18 protein-coding genes are annotated in these 19,473 nt (G+C 51.5%); 6 read left to right on the forward strand and 12 right to left on the reverse strand.

Features of this window, described 5'->3' with window-relative positions; all coding sequences use genetic code 11:
* Positions 1-28 precede the first annotated feature (28 nt).
* From CHK_RS06930 to nifU, 5 genes are all read left to right on the forward strand, one after another.
* Entirely contained in the window at positions 29-961 is a 933-nt protein-coding gene (locus CHK_RS06930) for a LysR family transcriptional regulator (protein ID WP_052740435.1), read from the forward strand.
* 185 nt (positions 962-1,146) lie between these two features.
* Positions 1,147-2,484, forward strand: a complete 1,338-nt coding sequence (locus CHK_RS06935; protein WP_046443300.1) for an MATE family efflux transporter — start codon at positions 1,147-1,149, stop codon at positions 2,482-2,484.
* 318 nt (positions 2,485-2,802) lie between these two features.
* Positions 2,803-3,255 (forward strand): RrF2 family transcriptional regulator, encoded by a 453-nt coding sequence (locus CHK_RS06940; protein WP_046443301.1) that lies wholly within the window; start codon positions 2,803-2,805, stop codon positions 3,253-3,255.
* A gap of 25 nt (positions 3,256-3,280) precedes the next feature.
* Positions 3,281-4,459: a cysteine desulfurase NifS gene (gene nifS, locus CHK_RS06945; RefSeq protein ID WP_046443302.1), complete on the forward strand. Its 1,179-nt coding sequence runs from the start codon at positions 3,281-3,283 to the stop codon at positions 4,457-4,459.
* A gap of 18 nt (positions 4,460-4,477) precedes the next feature.
* Positions 4,478-4,891 carry a Fe-S cluster assembly scaffold protein NifU gene (gene nifU, locus CHK_RS06950; protein ID WP_046443303.1) on the forward strand — a complete coding sequence of 138 codons (414 nt, stop codon included), beginning with the start codon at positions 4,478-4,480 and terminating at the stop codon, positions 4,889-4,891.
* Between the two features lie 50 nt (positions 4,892-4,941).
* On the opposite strand, the gene CHK_RS06955 is transcribed toward nifU, so the two are convergent.
* Positions 4,942-5,445, reverse strand: a complete 504-nt coding sequence (locus tag CHK_RS06955) for a hypothetical protein (protein ID WP_046443304.1) — start codon at positions 5,443-5,445, stop codon at positions 4,942-4,944.
* Positions 5,446-5,650: 205 nt separating this feature from the next.
* On the opposite strand from CHK_RS06955, the gene CHK_RS06960 reads away from it, so the two are divergent.
* Complete coding sequence (locus tag CHK_RS06960) at positions 5,651-7,273, forward strand: putative polysaccharide biosynthesis protein (protein WP_046443305.1); 1,623 nt, start codon at positions 5,651-5,653, stop codon at positions 7,271-7,273.
* A gap of 81 nt (positions 7,274-7,354) precedes the next feature.
* On the opposite strand, the gene CHK_RS06965 is transcribed toward CHK_RS06960, so the two are convergent.
* The 11 genes from CHK_RS06965 to CHK_RS07015 all read right to left on the reverse strand — a co-directional run bounded on the left by CHK_RS06965 (position 7,355) and on the right by CHK_RS07015 (position 19,349).
* Positions 7,355-8,116: a DeoR/GlpR family DNA-binding transcription regulator gene (locus tag CHK_RS06965; RefSeq protein WP_160295609.1), complete on the reverse strand. Its 762-nt coding sequence runs from the start codon at positions 8,114-8,116 to the stop codon at positions 7,355-7,357.
* A gap of 76 nt (positions 8,117-8,192) precedes the next feature.
* Positions 8,193-8,867: a D-lyxose/D-mannose family sugar isomerase gene (locus tag CHK_RS06970; protein WP_046443307.1), complete on the reverse strand. Its 675-nt coding sequence runs from the start codon at positions 8,865-8,867 to the stop codon at positions 8,193-8,195.
* Between the two features lie 20 nt (positions 8,868-8,887).
* The gene (locus tag CHK_RS06975; RefSeq protein WP_052740436.1) at positions 8,888-9,826 is read right to left on the reverse strand and encodes a carbohydrate kinase family protein; all 939 of its coding nucleotides are present in this window, start codon (positions 9,824-9,826) and stop codon (positions 8,888-8,890) included.
* A gap of 32 nt (positions 9,827-9,858) precedes the next feature.
* Complete coding sequence (gene lpdA, locus CHK_RS06980) at positions 9,859-11,229, reverse strand: dihydrolipoyl dehydrogenase (RefSeq protein WP_046443309.1); 1,371 nt, start codon at positions 11,227-11,229, stop codon at positions 9,859-9,861.
* 45 nt (positions 11,230-11,274) lie between these two features.
* The gene (locus CHK_RS06985; RefSeq protein WP_046443310.1) at positions 11,275-12,483 is read right to left on the reverse strand and encodes a dihydrolipoamide acetyltransferase family protein; all 1,209 of its coding nucleotides are present in this window, start codon (positions 12,481-12,483) and stop codon (positions 11,275-11,277) included.
* A 15-nt stretch (positions 12,484-12,498) separates the two neighbouring features.
* Positions 12,499-13,404, reverse strand: a complete 906-nt coding sequence (locus CHK_RS06990) for a class II fructose-bisphosphate aldolase (protein WP_046443311.1) — start codon at positions 13,402-13,404, stop codon at positions 12,499-12,501.
* Between the two features lie 12 nt (positions 13,405-13,416).
* A complete protein-coding gene (locus CHK_RS16795; RefSeq protein WP_046443312.1) occupies positions 13,417-14,436 on the reverse strand; it encodes an alpha-ketoacid dehydrogenase subunit beta in 1,020 nt (339 codons plus the stop codon).
* Positions 14,436-15,413: a thiamine pyrophosphate-dependent dehydrogenase E1 component subunit alpha gene (locus CHK_RS16800; RefSeq protein WP_046443313.1), complete on the reverse strand. Its 978-nt coding sequence runs from the start codon at positions 15,411-15,413 to the stop codon at positions 14,436-14,438. Before CHK_RS16800 ends, CHK_RS16795 begins: the two co-directional genes overlap by 1 nt.
* Before the next feature lie 37 nt (positions 15,414-15,450).
* The gene (locus CHK_RS07005; RefSeq protein WP_046443314.1) at positions 15,451-16,599 is read right to left on the reverse strand and encodes a sugar ABC transporter permease; all 1,149 of its coding nucleotides are present in this window, start codon (positions 16,597-16,599) and stop codon (positions 15,451-15,453) included.
* Complete coding sequence (locus tag CHK_RS07010; RefSeq protein ID WP_046443315.1) at positions 16,596-18,113, reverse strand: sugar ABC transporter ATP-binding protein; 1,518 nt, start codon at positions 18,111-18,113, stop codon at positions 16,596-16,598. The genes CHK_RS07005 and CHK_RS07010 overlap by 4 nt, the downstream gene beginning before the upstream one ends.
* Positions 18,114-18,212: 99 nt before the next feature.
* A complete protein-coding gene (locus CHK_RS07015; RefSeq protein WP_052740437.1) occupies positions 18,213-19,349 on the reverse strand; it encodes a sugar ABC transporter substrate-binding protein in 1,137 nt (378 codons plus the stop codon).
* Positions 19,350-19,473 lie beyond the last annotated feature (124 nt).

Consider the following 19,473-nt stretch of genomic DNA (forward strand, 5'->3'; position numbering starts at 1 on the left):
AATAGCTATATTAAATCAGGAGGAGCAAATGATGGAGGATCGCGCGTTTTATTATATTCAAAAAATTCTGGAGGAAGGCAGCATATCGCAGGCTGCAAAAAGGTTGTTTATCGCACAGCCGTCCCTGAGCCAGTATATCAAGCGCATCGAAAACGATTTGGGCGCAGAGCTTTTTGAAAAAAATGCAAAGCCCGCAAAATTAACGGGCGCAGGTCAAATCTATTTACAGACGGAACAAAAAATACACCAGCTGCGGCAGCAGCGTAAAAACCAGATCGACGATCTGTTTGATTTAAAGATCGGACATTTGACCATCGGCAGCTCCAATTACAGGAGTATGTATCTGCTGACAAGCGTGCTGCCCGTTTTTAAACAGCGTTACCCCGGCATCAGCATCAGCCTTGAAGAGGGGATTACAGAGGAGCTTGAGGAACGCGCCATGAGCGGCGTCACCGATTTTTCTATCGTGTTGTTACCTCTCAGCTATCCGGCGCTCGCTTACGAGGAGCTTTTTGACGAAGAAATCCTGCTGGCGCTTCCTGCAAACCATAAACTTTGCGATGCGATAAAGCCCGGCAAGCAAAACCGGCCATATCCGCCTGTTGATTTCGCGCTTCTCAAAAACGAGTCCTTTATCGTCATGAAAAAAGGGCAAAAACTGAGGAACTCATTTTTTGATTTGTGCCACAACGCAGGTTTCCGTCCTGACGTTATCCTGCAGACAAACAGTATGGAGGCCGCGCAGGCGCTTGCAGCAGCCGGGCTTGGCGTCACAATCATTCCGGACGTTCTCGCACGCAGCAACAAATTTCCGGAAATGCCGCGGTATTTCTCGCTGAATCAACAGGTAAAAGTGCGCAAGGTGGTAGTCTCTTATTCAAAGCAAAGGCCGCTTACCGGCGCGGCAAAAGCGTTTATCCATGTCATGAAGGAGGTTATCGCCAGTTCAGGCCTTTCCTGATTTTCAAAATTTGTTCCATTTTGTACTTTTCCCGCAAAGAAACTTGACAAAATTTTTTCTTTTTGTTATATTTTGTGTTGTTCACTCGGAGGGTGAGTCGTTCTGAAGAAATGACGAGCTGGATAAGGTGGCAGGCTGAGACGCCTGTACCTTGTCCGGCTCTTTTGTTTTTTAAGGAGGATGTTATGAATCTTTTACAGGGAAACGTAAAAAAGCTCTATTCCAAATACTTCGCGGCTGCTTTTGGCAGCGCGCTCATCAGCTCTGTCTATGGGTTGGTGGATATGGCAATGGTCGGGCAATATGCAGGGCCGAGCGGTACGGCTGCGCTTGCCGTAGTCGCGCCGATCTGGAATATCATATATAGCCTCGGGCTGTTGACGGGAATCGGCGGTTCCGTTTTATTCAGCACCATGCGCGGGCAAAATGAAGACGGAAACGATTATTTCACCACGGCATTTATCGGCACGGTGTTTTTTGCATCAGTCAGTTGGATTGGAATCGCTTTTTTCGATAAAGAGCTGCTCATGCTTTTCGGCGCGTCGCAGGAAATTTTACCCATTGCGCAAAGCTATCTGCTGCCGATCAAATTTGCAGTCCCCCTGTTTGTATTTAACCAGATGCTTGCCGCATTCCTGCGAAACGACGGCAGCCCGGGGCTTGCTACCGCCGCAGTGCTTGCCGGGGGCGTTATCAACGTATTCGGGGATTTTTTCTTTGTATTTACCATGAACATGGGCGCAATGGGCGCGGGGCTTGCAACAGCATTATGCGCGTTGATTACCTTTATTATCATGCTATCCCATTTCTTTTCGAAAAAAAATACGCTGAAGCTTGTAAAGCCGGTACGGTTTTTCCTGCATCTGAAAAAAATTCTCGTTACAGGATTTTCGACCTTTTTTATCGACGTGGCGATGGGCATTCTTACCATGCTGTTCAACCGGCAGATCATGACCTATTTTGGCGCGGATGCGCTTGCGGTATATGGCGTCATCGTCAATGTCGGTACAATCGTCCAATGCTGCGCTTACAGCGTAGGTCAGGCCTCTCAGCCCATCATATCCATGAACTTTGGCGCGAAGCAGTGGGCAAGGATCAGGGAAACCCTGAAGTATGCGCTGCGGACCGTTTGCTTTTTCAGTATTGTGTGGACTGCCGCAACCCTGCTGTTCCCTGACGGCTTCATTCGCATATTTATGTCTCCCACAAACGAGGTTCTCGCAATCGCGCCGGCTATTATGCGCAGCTATTGCATATCGTTTTTGCTGTTACCGTTTAATATTTTTTCCACTTATTATTTCCAGGCGCTGATGAAACCGGGGACGTCCCTGTTTGTTTCAGTTGCACGCGGCCTTGTAATCAGCGGACTGCTGATTTACCTGCTGCCCGTGCTTGCGGGCGCAGATTCGCTGTGGTTTGCGATGCCGATTACAGAGCTCGTGATTGCAATCGTTGTCGTGTGGCTTATGGTCAAATACACAAAGGAGCTGGAAAAAAATTCGCTTTACAGCAGTAAGGCCTGACACTCCCCCCGGGAAACGGGGCTCTGTTTTGTCCGGTATTTCTTTTGTAACGGTGGCATAACATAATAAAAGCAATGGTATAAAACCCGGACATTTTGATCTTGGAAAGGATGTTCTGTGGAATCCGGAGTATAGTGCAGATATAGTGATGTACACTGCATAACGGTTTCCGGCAAAGGCTGCTTTCGCAACCATTTCATAAAAACAGTAATAATTTCCCAGTAAAATAGTAGAAATTATGTTTGACATTCTGTGAAAAGTGTATTATTATATCAGAGTAATTTAGTGGGAATTGATTGCAAAGAGGTGCAACAGAAAATGAAATTATCAACAAAAGGAAGATACGGGCTGCGCGCTATGATCGACCTTGCAAAAAACAGTGAAGCGGAGGCTGTTCCCATCAGCAGCATTGCTGCGCGGCAGGAAATTTCCGAAAGTTATCTGGAGCAGCTCATTGCAAAGCTGAAAAAAGCGGGGCTTGTGAGCAGCATACGCGGCGCGCAGGGCGGATATATGCTGACAAGGCAGACGGACGATATTTCTGTAGGCGACATCCTTCGGGCATTGGAAGGCGATCTTAGTCCAATCGATTGCCCGGCTTTGGGAGACGAGGACGGATGCTCAAAATCCGGTTCCTGCGCTTCAAAATATGTTTGGCAACGCCTGAATGACGGTATTAACGAAATTGTAGACGAGATTAAGCTGAGTACGCTGATCGAACAGGAAAACGGGGCCTGCGCCCCATGCAGCGGCGCTCACGCGACAAAATAAGATTTGACAGAGGAGTATGGCGGATATGGGAAAATTTATTTATCTTGACAACGCGGCAACAACGGCAACACGCCCGGAGGTGGTGGAAGCAATGCTTCCGTATTTTACGGAAAAATACGGAAACCCGTCCAGCATTTACGAGTTTGCAGCTGAAAACAAGGATGTAATCGATACGGCGCGTGCGACGATAGCCGATACGCTTGGCGCAAAACCAAATGAAATTTATTTTACAGCGGGCGGCACGGAGTCAGACAACTGGGCAATCAAGGAAACAGCGGAAGCGTACAAGAATAAGGGCAACCATATCATCACTTCCAAAATAGAGCACCATGCGGTTTTGCATACGTGCGAATACCTTGAAAAGCATGGATATGAGGTCACCTATCTCGATGTGGATGAGAATGGATTTATCAGCCTTGACGAGCTTGAGGCCGCCATCCGCCCTGAAACCATCCTTATTTCCATCATGTATGCGAATAATGAGATCGGAACCATAGAGCCGGTAAAGGAAATCGGCGAGCTCGCCAAAAAGCACGGCATATTGTTCCATACAGATGCGGTGCAGGCGTATTGCCAGGTGCCGATCAACGTGGACGAATGCCACATCGATATGCTCAGCGCAAGCGGGCATAAGCTGAACGGGCCAAAGGGCATTGGGTTCCTTTACATCAGGAACGGTGTGAAAATCAAATCGTTTATCCACGGCGGAGCACAGGAACGCGGCAAGCGCGCAGGTACGGAAAACGTACCGGGTATCGTGGGCTTTGCAAAGGCGGTCGAGATTGAAGCCGCTACCATGAAGGAGCGGACTGAAAAGGAGATCGCGCTGCGCGACCACCTCATAGACCGCGTGCTGAATGAAATCGAATACGTACGGCTCAACGGAGACAGGCAAAAGCGCCTGCCCAACAACGCCAATTTCTGTTTCCGGTTTATCGAAGGCGAATCGTTGCTTTTGATGCTTGATATGAACGGCATCTGCGGTTCGAGCGGATCGGCGTGTACGTCAGGATCGCTTGATCCGTCCCATGTGCTTCTGGCCATCGGCCTGCCGCACGAAATCGCACACGGATCGTTGCGGCTGACGCTGGGTGAAAATAACACAATGGAAGAAATGGATTATGTTGTGGACACACTGAAAACTGTGGTACAGCAAATCAGGAATATGTCGCCGCTTTACGACGACTTTATGAAGTCAAACTAACGAAAGGATGAATCGATTATGTATAGTGAAAAAGTTTTAGATCATTTCCAGCATCCGAGAAATATGGGAGAGCTTGAACACGCGAGCGGCGTCGGAACAGTCGGCAACGCAAAATGCGGGGATATTATGAGGATTTTCCTGGACGTTGACGACGACGGAATTATCCGCGACGTTAAGTTCAAGACCTTTGGCTGCGGCGCTGCGGTGGCTACCAGCAGTATGGCGACCGAAATGATCAAAGGAAAAACCGTACAGGAAGCCCTGCAGGTTACCAATAAAGCTGTAATGGAGGCGCTCGACGGCCTGCCGGCAGTCAAGGTGCATTGCTCCGTACTTGCAGAGGAGGCAATTCAGGCTGCATTATGGGATTATGCTGAAAAGCACAATATCAAAATCGAAGGCCTGAAAAAGCCCGAAAATACCGAGGAATAAAAATAGAAATAGCGTTTCCGGTTTTGGAAACGCTATTTTTTTGTTTTCCTTCAGTCGTCCTCACGTTCCATGATAAACACATCCCTGTACGCCTCGCATTTGAGCATGCCGTTGGGCTGTAGCGTCAGCACAGAGAAATAATCCTTGGGGATATTCCCGCTCGTGGAAACCTCGCCCACCATCATATGCGCCGTGCCGTCTTCCTGTAACTGCACAGGGTAGACCGCTTCCGGTTCATTGTTCTCAAAGCTTGCCTCATTGGGATAGCTGTACGCCTTGTCCCCGTCTACCACAAGGTACCATTCCTCGGAATCACTGAGCTCGCGTTCCTCCGTGCGGTCGGCTTTCCATATCCCATCCATTTTGGACGCGCTGGACGCCTCTTGTGAGGTTGCCGGTTGCTGTGACGTCTCCGGCTGCTGTGAGGGCTGAGCCGTACTCGCCGTTTCCGCGGGAGAGGGCTGCACGCTTGCCGTTTCCGGCGCCGCCATGCACGACATCAGAAGCAACGCCGCCATCCCTACGGCCAAAACCATAATGACAGTCTTTTTCATAATTATTTCGCGGCAATTTTCCTTTTATGCCGCTCCAACCACCTTTCCTCTTATTTATCTCATTATATTAAAATAATAAAGGCCCTGCAAGAACCGCAAACATATTTTGCTTTTTCTGTACGCCATGGCCTTAAAATTTACCGAACTTTCAATTTTTATAATATGTGGTATAATAAATAGGCATCAAAAAAGATTGGGGTATCTTATGTCCAATACTACGAAAAGTTTGATCAAAAGCACAATGATCCTCGGCGTTGCCGGCGTCATTGTCAAAATAATCGGAGCGTTTTTCAGGATCGCCCTTACAAACCTCATCCACTTCGAGGGAATGAGCTACTACCAGCAGGCATTTCCTGTTTATTCCGCGCTCCTGATCATCTCCACGGTCGGCCTGCCGATTGCAATCTCAAAGCTTGTTTCCGAACGGGTGACCGTTAACGACTACCGGGGCGCTTACGCCGTATTCCGTACGGCGCGTACCTTCCTGTTCTTTGTCGGCCTTGCGACGTCCATCCTCATGTTCTGTTTTGCGGGGCAGATCGCTGCGCTGCAAAAGCTGCCTGACGCAAGCTATTCGCTCATGGCAATCGCGCCGTCGCTTTTCTTCGTTTCGGTCATGTCGGCATACCGCGGGTATTTCCAGGGCTTGCAAAACATGAAGCCCACCGCCTTCTCACAGATTATCGAGCAGCTTGTAAAGGTCGCTATGGGCCTTGCGCTTGCTTACTTCTTCCTGAAATGGACAGGCAGGCTGGAATTCGGTGCAATGGGTGCGCTGATCGGCATCACAATTTCCGAGGTAAGCGCTCTTTTGTATGTCATGGGAGCCTTTGGAAAACAAAAACGCCGGATGACGCTTGAAATAGCTTCCGCTTATAAATCAAAGCTCATGTGGTCGGAGGTTAAACCCCTCCTTGGAAAAATACTCGTAATTGCGCTACCCGTTACGGTTGCGGGCCTTGTCATGCCCATCATTACCTTTGTGGACTCGGTTATCATCCCGCGCAGCCTGTTTGCGCTCGGCTATGATACGCAGACTGTCCGCAGTATGTACGGCGCGCTCACCGGCGGCGTGCTTACCCTGATCAACCTAGCGGCCATCGTATCGCAGGCCCTGCAAATGAGCGTCGTTCCGGCAATCTCAGAGGCCCTTAAATTAGGCGACAACGCGCGCGTCAGGGGCAACGTGCTGCATGGAATTAAATTTGCATTCCTCGAAGGGATTCCCGTTATGGTTGCCTTCTTTGTGTTTGCGTCGCCTTTGCTGCGCTTTTTGTATCCCAGCGCCAGTGCGGATGAGCTCGCCCTTTCAACAGGCCTATTGATGACAATGTGCTCTGTTACCGTGTTCCTGCCCTTTATGCAGACCATGACAGGCATTTTGCAGGGCATCGGAAAGCAAAACCTGCCGCCGATCTCCCTTGCGGTAGGCGCAGGCGTCAAGGTTGCGCTCAGCCTGTTTTTAATGAGTATTCCGCAGATCAATATTTATGGCGCGGTTATCGGTACCGTGGTGTGCTACATTATCGCTGCCTGCATGAACTATTATTTTGTACGCAAATATACCGGGGTACGTATGAACTTCCCGGAGCATATTTTAAAACCGGTCGCAGCGACCGCCGTCATGGCAGCGATCGCTTATCTGGTCTATACGCTCATCGCTCCCTTCTCCAATGCGGTCGCGGTGATTGCCTGCGCGGTGGTTGGGCTGATCATTTACGTATTTATGCTGATTCTTGTCAAGGCCGTTACCGAGCGTGAGCTATTGCAGATTCGCGGCGGGAAAAAACTTGTGCAGTTGCTCAAAAAAGTCCATGTATGGAAATAACAGGCAGATTCAAAACCGCCCAAAAGGCGGTTTTTTTATTGCAACAAAAAACGGGGCAAACGCCCCGCTGTATCACTTTTCCTATACGACCTTTACCTCTACGCCAAGCTCCCGCAATTTTTTTACCTTGTCTTCCGGCGTGCCGGTGTCTGTAATAACCACATCAATATCTTCAAACCCAACTGCAAGGCACATCGCGCTTTCATTGAATTTACTGTGATCGGCAAGCAGTACCACTTTTTTTGTGTTCCTGACCATCGCGTTTTTGATTTCAATAAGCGGCAGGCTGGTCTCGTAGATCCCTCCGGGGAGCGAAATCGATTTGGTAGAAATGATCGCAAGATCTGTGTGGAATTTGGAGGCCGATTCGATTGCAAGGTTATTGACCGCCGAGTAGGAGGAATGATGGATTTCTCCCGCCAGTATAATGACCGTAATATTGGGCTTGCCCGCAAGCTCAACCGCCGTTTGCAGGCTGTTTGTGATAGCCGTAAACGCAAGGTTTGCCGGAATGATTTTTGTCAGGTAGAGCGGCGTTGTTCCCGCGTCAAAAAACACGCTGCTGCCCGGCTCGATCATTTTCAGCGCTTCTGCGGCAATCCTGCGCTTTTCCTCGGTATTTTGTACCACGCGCCGGTTGAAGCTGGGCTGCAGGTCGTCGTTACGCTGTAACACCACGCCGCCATGAACTTTTCTCACCAGAGACTGCTGCTCCAGTTCTTCGATATCCCTGTGCACCGTCATCATGGAACACTGCAGCAATTCTGCCAGAGCTGAAATCTGCATGGCGTCCTGCTGCTCCAGGAGCTTCAATATCTCGTTATGCCTCTGTACCTTAATCATGTGATTACCCGTTCTTTTCTGTGTTATATTGTTATTATAGGAAAAAGCAGTCCCAATATCAATACTTTGCATCACATTATTTCGCATCCGGATATTCGCTGAACAAAAGATGCAGGGGCATTTCATCTTCCTCGATCTTAGGGAAACGGGCGGGCGCGTCCAAAAAATGATTGTCCGTATTATCGTCGTTCACTCTTGAAACCTCCATAATAAGCGCAGTTCCCCCTTCCGCCCAAAACGTATGGTATTGATACGGCGGAAGTGTGATTCCTTCGCCCGGTTTCAGGCGCAGCACAGTACCTGCCGGCACCTGGAACCGTTTGCCGTCCACATATGCCGTGACGGGCGTATCCGCAAGTTTTCTTTCAGGCGTTGCGTGATACAGTTTGATCATGAGGTCTGCGCCGCCGCGGTTGATAATATCCTCCATCTTGAAAAAGTGGAAGTGCATGGGCGTAACCTGCCCATCCTGCACGATCAGGCATTTTTCCGCATATGTTTTAAAATAATCCGGATTTCCATCGATTCCGTTGCGCAGCGTAATCACAAGAAGGCCCGTTTTATCAAAATCACCCGTGCCAAAATCCGTGATATCCCAGCCAAGCATACAATCGCGTATCTCGTCGTATTCGTGCCCCTTTTCCTTCCATTCGTCCGGGGACCACAACACAAAAGGCGGCACAACAAAATTCATCCGCTCCAAAAACGCTTTACCCTCCCTGATTTTCCGGTTGATTTCCGAACGCTTCATTGTTTTTCCTCCGTAAATCCTCACCCGTCCTGCCGGGCGTATTCCTGTGTTTCCGCAAAGCTGCGTATACCTGTTGTGGTTCCGACCTGTGTGACGCACATCGCTCCCGCCGCATTGCCGACGACTGCCGCCGCATCTACGGAAAGGCCGTTTACAAGCCCCGCCAAAAATCCCGCGCACCATGCGTCTCCCGCGCCTGCCGTATCTACGGCCTTTGCCGGGAAAATACCAAAGTAACGTCCCTCTTCTCCCTGCGGCTGCACATAGCAACCCCTGCTGCCAGGCTTTATCACCACGTTTTTCACACCGAGCGCGCGGAACGCTTCGGCAAGCCTCCCCGGCTCGCGCGTGCCAATCATCTGTTCCGCCTCTTCCACACTGGGCATAAACCAGTCAAGGTGCGCGAGCATCGGACGAATCAGCGAAAGCCACCGTCCCCGTGCGTCCCATGCGGTGTCCATTGCCGTTACGACTCCGCTTTCCTGCGCGATCTTCAAAAGCCGCGCCGCAGCTTCGCCGTCAAACGCGGGCATCAGGAACACCCCGCCGATAAACAGGTAGCGCGCATCCAGCACCTGCTTTATATCGATATCATCAAAACACAACGATTGGTTTGTCCCAAGGCAATGCAATATGGTGCGCTCGCCATCTGCGCCGATCGTTACGACCGACGCAGAGGTCATGGCGCCCTTTTCCAGCAAAAGCCCGTCGGTGTTCACACCGCTTATACGCAATGTTTCTTTCATGAATGCGCCAAACCCATCGCCGCCCACCTTGCCTGCAAGCGAGGTTTTAACGCCAAGCTTTGCGAGTCCGATTGCCGTATTCATCGTACAGCCGCCTGTGTATTGATGGATGGAATCCACCAGTTGAAGCTTTCCTTTTTCCGGAAGCGTATCCACCGGCTTCACAAGGATATCCGTGCACATATGTCCTACGCAGCAAACGTCAAATTTCATAGCCAGTTCACCTCCCCGCTGTTTTTTGTACTTTATTTCCGTTCCGGAAGGTGCAACGCCTCCCCCATAATATCCGCAGCCGCCTCTTTGATGCCCTCGGAAAGCGTAGGATGCGGGAATATCATGCCTGCCAGTTCCTTTGCAGTCATCCCCCCGTTGACCGCCACGAGGGCCGTGGAAACCATCTCCGCGGCTTCACCGCCGAGGATACTGCATCCGATCAGTTTTCCTGTTTCCTTTTCAGCGATCCATTTTATAAAGCCTTCCTCCATACCGCCCGCGATTGCTTTTCCGTTCGCGCCAAAGGGAAATTTCCCTGAAACCGTCTCACCCGTGGCATTTTGTTCCGCCACACCAACCGCCGCATAGGGCGGCGACGTAAAAATACAACGGGGCATTACGTTAAGATTTACAGTTTTATCAGCCCCCAGACAGTTTTGTACGGCAGTTTCAGCTTCTTCGTATGCGCTGTGCGCCAGCAGGCAGCCCCCAATGAGATCGCCCGCCGCGTATACGTCCTTTTGGGATGTGCGCAGCTTTGCGTCCACCTTTACAAATCCCTTTTGATCGAGCTCCAATCCCAGTTTCTTTGCCACTTCGTTATCAGGCTCGCGTCCAACGCCGATCAATACATATTCCGCCCCCAGGCCGCGCAGCTCCCCGTCCTGCTCCACCGTCACTCTCTTCCCGTTTTCCACGTCTTCAATTCTGACGACACGGCAGGAAAGCTCAAATTTGATCCCCTGCTGTTTTAAAAGGGCAAACAACGCCTGCACCGTTTCCCTGTCCTCATTCGGTAATATTTCAGGCAAAACGTCCACGGCTGTCACCTCGCATCCAAAGGCGTTCATTATGCACGCGAATTCGAGGCCAATCACGCCCGCTCCCACGATAACAAGGCTCTCAGGCAGCCTTTGCATGGCAAGCAGGCCTGTGGAATCCAGTACGTTTACGCCGTCTACGCCCGGGATCGGCGGGATAAAATTCCGCGAACCCGTGGCAAGCAGTATTTTTTTGGTCCGGTAGGTTTTTCCACCCGCCTCTATGGTGTGTGCATCTTTGGGGAGCGCTTCCCTGCGGATAACCTCCACCTTTGCCGCGCGCAGCAGCGCGTCTATGCCGCCGGTGAGCTTTGCGACCACCTTTTGCTTTTGTTCGAATATCTTTTTGAAGCTGAATACGCCTGCTTCTTTAAAAATTCCAAGCTGTGTGTTCTGCCTGATTTTTTCGATCAGCTCTGCCTGCGCGACATAGCTTTTTGTAGGAATGCAGCCTGCGTTGAGGCATACTCCGCCAAGGTTTTCCCTCTCGAACAGAACGACCTTCGCCCCCATGCGTGCGCCTTTCAAGGCGGCGCTGTAGCCCGCAGGGCCGCCGCCGATTACCGCAATATCATATTCCATTGTCTTTCTCCTGATTTTCATCGTACCAAAAGGCGCGCAAACGCCTTACAATAAAACGCTTACCGGATGCTCGACCAGCCTTTTCAACTCCGCCATAAACAGCGCGCCCACTCCGCCGTCGATCATCCTATGGTCAAAAGAAGCTGTGATATTCATCAATGGGCGCAGCTTTACAGAACCATTCCTGCCGACAGGCGTATCGATGATTCCGCCCACTGCGAGGATCGCGCTCTCCGGCCGGTTCACAAGCGCGGTAAAATTGTCGATGCCATACATCCCAAGGTTTGAGATTGTAATTGTCCCGCCCTGCATATCCGCCGCCTGTAACCTTCCGCGCTTTGCTTCGCCCACCAGCTTCGCGCTTTGCCGCGCAAGTCCGGCAAGGGTGAGGGTATCCGCATTTTTCACAACAGGCACCACCAGTCCGTCCGGCAGCGCCGCAGCAATCCCAATATTCACATGGCGGTAAAGCCTGATCTCTTCATCGCTGACGTATTGCGCGTTGATATACGGTGCTTTTTTTACCGCCATACATACGCATTTTGCAAGCAGGTCGTTGAAGGACACCCTGCTGTCCTCCGCCAAAACGTCGTTAAGCTGTGCCCGCAACGCGATCATTTCCGTCATATCCGGATTGATCGAAACCGTGAACTGCGGCGCCTGCGTTGTGCTTTCGAGCATCCTGCGCGCAATCACCTTACGCATAGCGGACGGAGCCTCGACGTCGTAACCGGCGTCCTGCTGTGTCTCGTTTTGCACATCGGCAGCTTTCACCGGCCTTCCCAGCCTTTTATAAAGCGCCGTAATGTCGCGGTTTGTTTCCTTTGCAAGCTTGCGCGCCGCGGGAGAAGCCTGCACAACGTCGTTGCCGGCCTCCTGTTTCCCGGGCTGTTCCGCTTGTTTTTCCCGGATTGGTTTTGCGGGCTGTTCCTTTTTCATGATCGGCTGGTATTCGTCCTCTTCGCATCCCCTCCGGGCCTCTCCATGTTCCGGCTGTACGCCGCCGACCTCTTCACCCGGCTTTCCGATGTAGGCCACCACTTTACCGGCCTCCACCTTCTCGCCCGCAGCAGATACGATCTTCAGCAGCGTACCCTGTGCAAAGCTCTCGACCTTCATTGTCGCTTTGTCCGTTTCGATCTCAAAAAGCACGTCTCCACGTCTGATTTCATCGCCTTCCGCCACGTTCCACCGTACGATCAGCGATTCCGCAGCGGTCTGCCCGCTGGCGGGCATAGTAATTTCATGCGCCATAATTTACTCCTTTTGTCAGAATATGCCGGCCTTCCCCGCGCTACCAAACATATCGATAAATTCCACTGCCTTTTGGGTGACCGCGTCCCTGCCCACGCTCAGCATATCGTCTTGCCCGCCCCAGCCCATCGTAATGTGCGGATCTATCTTTTCAAGCTCGCGCGAAGCGATAAAGCCGCTTACTGCATCAATATACGCACGCTTTAAAACAGTGCCTACATTCACTTTGGAAATACCCATATGAATCGCCTTCTTCATATCTTCCGCGGAAACCCCCGTACCGCCGTGCAGCACAAGCGGAACCGGAATTTCCTTTCTCAGCGTTTCGAGCAGCCCGTAATTCAGCTGCGCCTTCGCATCCTCAAGCAGGTGTATATTGCCGATCGCCACAGCAAGCGCGTCGATTCCCGTTTCCTCCACAAAATATTTGGCCTGCTCCACATCCGTATCGTGGCCCGGCGACTGCGTTCCGGTTGAGATATCCGCGCAGGAAAGCTCCCCAACTTCGCTTTCCACATCAATCCCCATGAAATGGGCGGCACGGCAGATTTCTTTTGTGATACGCACCGTATCTTCGAAGGCTTCGCCTTCCTTTTGGTACATCACCGTATTAAAGCCCGCGTTCATACCCTGATAGATCATTTCTTCCTCATTGGCCTCGTTTAAAATCACTGCCACAGGAACTTTGGAACGCTTTGCGGCCTCCTTCGCAAGCTTGCCGTAAAGATAGATATCTTCTTTATAATTGCGTTTGGGACTTCCGATAAACTGGCCGCCAAAGCCGATGATCACAGGCGAGTCCGTTTTTTCCGCCGCATTGAGCACCGCTTCCATACAGTCCATGTTAAACGCCTCGAAATATCCAACCGCGAAACGGTTCTTTTGCGCATGCAGCAGCAGCTTTTTCATTGAAATTAACATAGCGAGCCTCCTCTATTCAGTCATCAGCTGTTTGATTTCCGTTATGATGCGTTCTACGGACGGCACGACAAAATTTTCCATTACCGGCGCGAACGGAATCGGTACGTTATAGGTGCATATCCGCTTGATTGGCGCATCCAGATAATAGAGCGCCTCGCTTGCCACCTTAGCGGCGACTTCGGCTCCCCAGCCGTTGCGCTGCACATCCTCATGGACAATCGCGAGCCGCCCCGTCTTCCGGATGGAAGCGTACAGCGTATCGTAATCAAACGGCACAAGCGTACGTGGATCGATCACCTCGCAGCTGATCCCTTCTTCCTCAAGCTGCGCCGCTGCCTGCATTGCGTTGTACATCATCAGCAGGTTTGCAACAATCGTCACATCCGTTCCTTCCCTGCGTACCTCTGCCTTTCCAAAGGGTATTGTGTAATATTCGTCCGGTACTTCGCCAATCGGCGAGAGCGCGCCTTTTTCCGCACGGTTTCCTTTGGAGCCGTACAGCTTTTTGTGTTCGAACATAACGACTGGATCGTCGTCATGGACAGCCGTACGCAGCAAACCCACCGCGTCGTATGCCGTCGCCGGGCAAATCACCTTAAGCCCCGGCACGTGCGTAAAAAAGCCTTCCAGACTTTGCGCGTGCTGCGCACCGCGCGTTGTCGCGCCGACCGGAGCCCGCATCACCATGGGAACCGTAATCTTCCCGCCGGACATATACCGCATTTTTGCAGTCTCGTCTACAAGCTGGTCCATCATGCAAAACAGGAAATCCCCATATTGTACGTCCGCGATGGGCCGCATTCCCGTCATGGCGGCGCCCGTCGCCGCGCCTGCGATCAGTATTTCCGATATGGGCGTATCTATGATTCTGTCGTGCCCGAACTCCTTTTCAAGCCCCAGCGTTACGGTGAACGCCCCGCCAAAGCCGCCGTCCACGCCAATGTCTTCCCCAATACAGAAAACCCGTTCGTCCCGGCGCATCTCTTCAGCGATCGCTTCGCGTAACGCCTCTGCGATTGTTTTTTGTGCCATTACAGTAAGCCCTCCTCTGTATAAGCGTATTTCAAAGCATCTTCAGGCAGCGGCGAGGGCTGCGCCTGCGCGTAATCCACCGCTTCCTCGATTTCGCCGTCCACTTTCTGTTCCAGCGCCAAAAGCTCCTCTTCCGTACACGTTTTCTCTGCGACCAGGCGTTTGCGCAAGGTCTGGATCGCATCGCGTTTCGCCCACTGCGCTTCCTCTTCACGTGTGCGGTATCCGCACGCGTCGTTCCTGGAATGCCCGCCGATACGGTAGGTCTTGAGTTCAAGTATCGTCGGCCCGCCGCCCACGCGCGCCCGCTTAATTGCCCTTGCTGCCGCTTCGTTTACAGCGACCACATCCATCCCATCCACGATTTCCGCAGGAATCCCATAAGAAGCCCCGCGCTCCGCAAGGTCTTTGATGTTTGTTGTCGTACTGATTGGCGTAGAAGCGCCGTACAGGTTGTTTTCAATCGCAAAGATTACAGGCAGCTTCCAGATTGCCGCACCGTTCATCGCTTCGTGGACTGCGCCTTCATTTGTGGCGCCGTCGCCCATAAAGGCAACGCATACATTGTCCGTCCTGCGCATTTTACAGGAAAGCCCGATGCCCGCCGCAAGCGGCACGCCGCCTCCCACGATCGCAATCGCCGGAACCATGCCACGCGACATATCTCCCGTGTGCATCGCGCCGCCATAGCCGCCACAGCAGCCTGTCTTTTTCGCAAACATTTCCGCCATCATATCCTTTAGCGGCACGCCCTTTGCAAGGCTGTGTCCCGCCGGCCTGTGCGTCGATGTGCAATAGTCCTTCTCGCTGAGATCATAGAGCATACCCACCGCGCACGCTTCCTGCCCGTGGCTCTGGTGGATTGTTCCGGGCATCACGCCCTCCAGAAACAGGTAATAAATCCGTTCCTCGTATTTCCTGATCAGGTACATACGTTCGTACATACCCTTTAGCTTTGTTTTGCTGAATCCTTTCATTCCGTCACCGCCTTCTTTGTTTCATATAGGATAAATTTTATTTCTTCTGCTGGTTTGCAACATCGAACCATACCGCCAGGATAAGCACCAGGCCCTTTACAATGCTCTGGTAGTTGTAGGACAGGTTCATCAGGCTCATACCGTTGTCAAGGCATGCAATGATCAGCGCGCCGATCACCGCCCCCATAATGGTTCCCTTGCCTCCCGCAAGACTCGTGCCGCCCAGTACGCACGCAGAGATCGCATCCATTTCAAAGGAATTTCCGGCAGAAGCCGTCGCTCCGTCCATACGCGCCGTGAGCAGGATACCCGAGAGCGCAGACAAAAGTCCCGTGATAATATACAGTCCCAAAACGTTGCGCTTTACGTTGATGCCTGAAAGCCGCGCCGCTTCTACATTACCGCCTATCGCGTAAACATTTCTGCCAAACCGTGTTTTTGCCGCGATAAATGCAAACAGTATGATCACGCCCACCAGGATAAGCACCGGCACCGGAATACCATTGTAGTCGTTCATGATCAACACGAAAATACCGATCAGCGCTGAGAAAATCACGATTTTAACGGCCGTCTGCCACATCGGCTCCATATCGAGCGCATACCGCTTGCGGGAATTGCGTTGTTTGAGCATAAGCACAACCACTGCAAGGATTGCAACGCAACCAATGATAAGCCCCGCCTCCTTCGGCAGGAACCCCTGCCCGATAAACGTGAAATCCGGATTCATGGGCGTAATCGTGATGCCGTTGGTGATAACAAGGTACAACCCGCGGAACATCAGCATACCGCCCAGCGTTACGATGAACGACGGAACATTACGATACGCCACCCAAAAGCCCTGCCATACGCCGATTGCAATGCCTACCGCGAGCGCCGCCAGTATGACCATGGGGGTGCTCCAGCCAAACGTCACCTGCATAATTGCAGCGATGCCGCCTGACAGCCCTACGATTGAACCTACCGCGAGGTCGAAATTTCCGGAAACGATCAGCAGCACAACGCCCATAGCGATTACGCCCGTAATAGACATGGTCCTGATCAGGTTCGAAAGGTTACGTGATTTGAAAAAAATACCATCCGTGATGATCTGGAAAAAAATAGCGATCAGGATCAGCGCAAATATCATCGTGTAAGTACGCCAGTTTACCTTCTGCAGCCATTTTTTGTTTGTCAGTTCCTTGTTCATGCTTTCTTCCCCCCCGTTGCTCGTTCCATTACCATTTCTTCGGTAACTTCCCTGTTATCAAATTCACCTGTGATCTCTCCTTCCCTGAGAACCACAATCCGGTCGCTCATGCCAAGAATCTCCGGCAGCTCGGAGGACACCATAATGATCGCCATTCCCTGCCGTTTGAGCTCGTTCATCAACACATAGATTTCATATTTTGCGCCCACATCGATGCCCCTTGTCGGTTCGTCGATAATCAGCACCTTTGGGCTGAGCATCAGCCACTTTGCCAAAACCACCTTTTGCTGATTGCCTCCCGACAGGTTCATTGCCAGCATTTCAAGCGAGCTCGCTTTGATGCGGATACGCTGCGATATCTCGCCGCATTCCCGGGCCACCCTGTTTTCATCGATCACTCCGTGCCTGCTGAATTTACCAAGGCTTGCCATCGTGATGTTATCCGCAATCGGAGCGATAAGGTTCAGTCCGTTAAACTTCCTGTCCTCCGTTACCAAACCAAGTCCCTTGTTGATTGCGTCGAGCGGCGTTTTGATTTCCACCTTTTCGCCATCTATTAAAATCTCGCCGGACAACCTCCCTTTGAAATCGCCAAACAGGCTGTTTACAAGCTCTGTCCGTCCCGCGCCCATAAGGCCGGCGATTCCGAGTATTTCTCCCTTTTTTACCTGAAAACTGATGTCCCTGAGTATACTTCTGCCTGTATTCCCGAATTCTTCCAGATTGATGTGCCTGACTTCGAACACCGTCTCTCCAGCCGCACAGTTTTCCCTTGGCGGGAAGCGGTCCGAGAAATCTCTGCCGACCATCTTTGATATCATCTTCTGTTCATCCAGCTCCGCAATATCGTCCGTGCTGATCGTTACGCCGTCCCGCAGCACCGTCACACGGTCGCACAGTGCCATAACCTCTTCAAGCTTGTGTGAAATATAAATACAGGTCACTCCCTGCTCCCTGATTTCGTTCAGCTTCCTCAAAAGATGCGCGACCTCTTTTTCCGTCAGCGCCGCTGTCGGCTCGTCAAGGATCAACAGCTTTGTATTGAGCGAAAGCGCCTTGGCGATCTCTACAAGCTGTTGCTTTCCTACGCCGATCTCCTTTACAAGCGTTGTGGGCAGCGCGTCGAGGCCCACCTGATCCATCCATTTCTGCGCTTCGCTGTTCATTTTGTCCCAGCTGACAATATTATCGCATCTTCCAAGAAATATATTTTCCGCAATCGAAAGCTCTGGGATCATCATCAGCTCCTGATAAATGATCCCGATGCCGGCGCTTTCCGAATCCCTGATCGTTTTGAATTCCGCCGTCCGGCCTTCTATCTTGATTTCACCGCCGTATTCCCCCTTTGGATATACGCCGCTCAGTATCTTCATTAAAGTGGATTTTCCCGCGCCATTCTCGCCTACAAGGCCGTGGATATGTCCCTTTTCGATCTGCATCGTTACGCCGTCAAGCGCCTTTACTCCCGGGAATTCCTTTGTAATGTTGTTGATTTCCAAAATAAACTCTGACATACCGCACCCCATTCCAGGGGAACTTACGTTCCCGCCGATCTTTTAAGGAAGTCCCGGAGGTTTTTACCCTCCGGGCTTCCTTACAGAGCCCTTAGCCCTTTATTCAGCCGTTTTCGAATAAACGTCTTCCTTTGGATAGTAGCCTGCCGCAATAATCGTGCTGTCCATATTGTCCTTACCGACCGGTACCGGATCAACCAAAACCGCTGGAACGTCCTTCACGCCGTTGTTAATCGAACCATTGATGTCGGGTTCCTGTCCGTTTACGATTTTCAGGCACGCGTCGATCACCAGCCTTGAAAGCTCGTTATCCGGCTTCCATACGGTCATCGTCTGGTCTCCCGCCACGATTCTCTGGCAAGCCGCAAGCTCGCCGTCCTGCCCCGTAACAAGCACCTTTCCATTGAGGTTCCTTCCCTTGAGTGCCTGTACCACGCCGCCTGCCGTGCCATCGTTCATCGCGAGGATTACATCCACCTCGTCGTTATTCACTGTCAGGAAATTTTCAACGTTTTCATAGGCAATATTCGGATCCCAGTTTTCACTTGCCGCGTCGCCTACAATTTTGATATCGCCCTTATCGACTGCGTCGCCGATCACACGCATCCAGCCGTCTTTATATACCTGGCAGTTAGGATCCGTAGGCGCGCCGGAGATCAATACGTAATTTCCCTTGGGACACAGGTCGTACACATATTGCGCCATCATATCGCCGATCGCATCATTATTCATGCCGATATAGTAATCGATATCCGCATCCGGGATCATCCTGTCGATCGCGATGAATGGAATGTCCGCTTCCTTCGCCTGGTCTACCATAGGCTTTGCGGCTTCTGCATTCTGTGCAAGTACCACGAGCGCATCCACTTCCTTTGTGATCAGGTTTTCCGCCTGCTGCATCTGAACCTTTTCATCTCCGTTCGCATCAAGGAATATCAATTCCAAACCGGCTTCCTTTGCATACTGCTCCAGATAGTTCTTTGCAAGCACACGGCGTTCTACCTGAAGGAAGTCGAACAAAACGCCTATCGTCTTACCCTCCCCGGAAAGCTTGCCCTCCGCCGCAGGGGCAGCGCCAGCGCTGTCTTTCGCAGTCGAATCGCCTGCGGCAGGCTCCCCGGCATCGGACGCAGGGGCTCCGTTTCCTTCCGCCGGTTGCTGCGCGCATCCCGCAAACGCGCCTGCAAACATGAGTACCGCAACCAGCAGACAGATCAGTTTCATTGATTTTTTCATCTTTTTCCTCTCCTTTTACTATTTAATATAAATGTCTTTATCTTCTTCCCTTTGCGAAAAATATCGCAAAAAACTATTACGTCATTCATTATTATTTTGGAAATTCGCTGACAGAGCAAGTTAG

It is taken from the genome of Christensenella hongkongensis (assembly GCF_000981035.1).
GTDB lineage: Bacteria > Bacillota > Clostridia > Christensenellales > Christensenellaceae > Christensenella > Christensenella hongkongensis.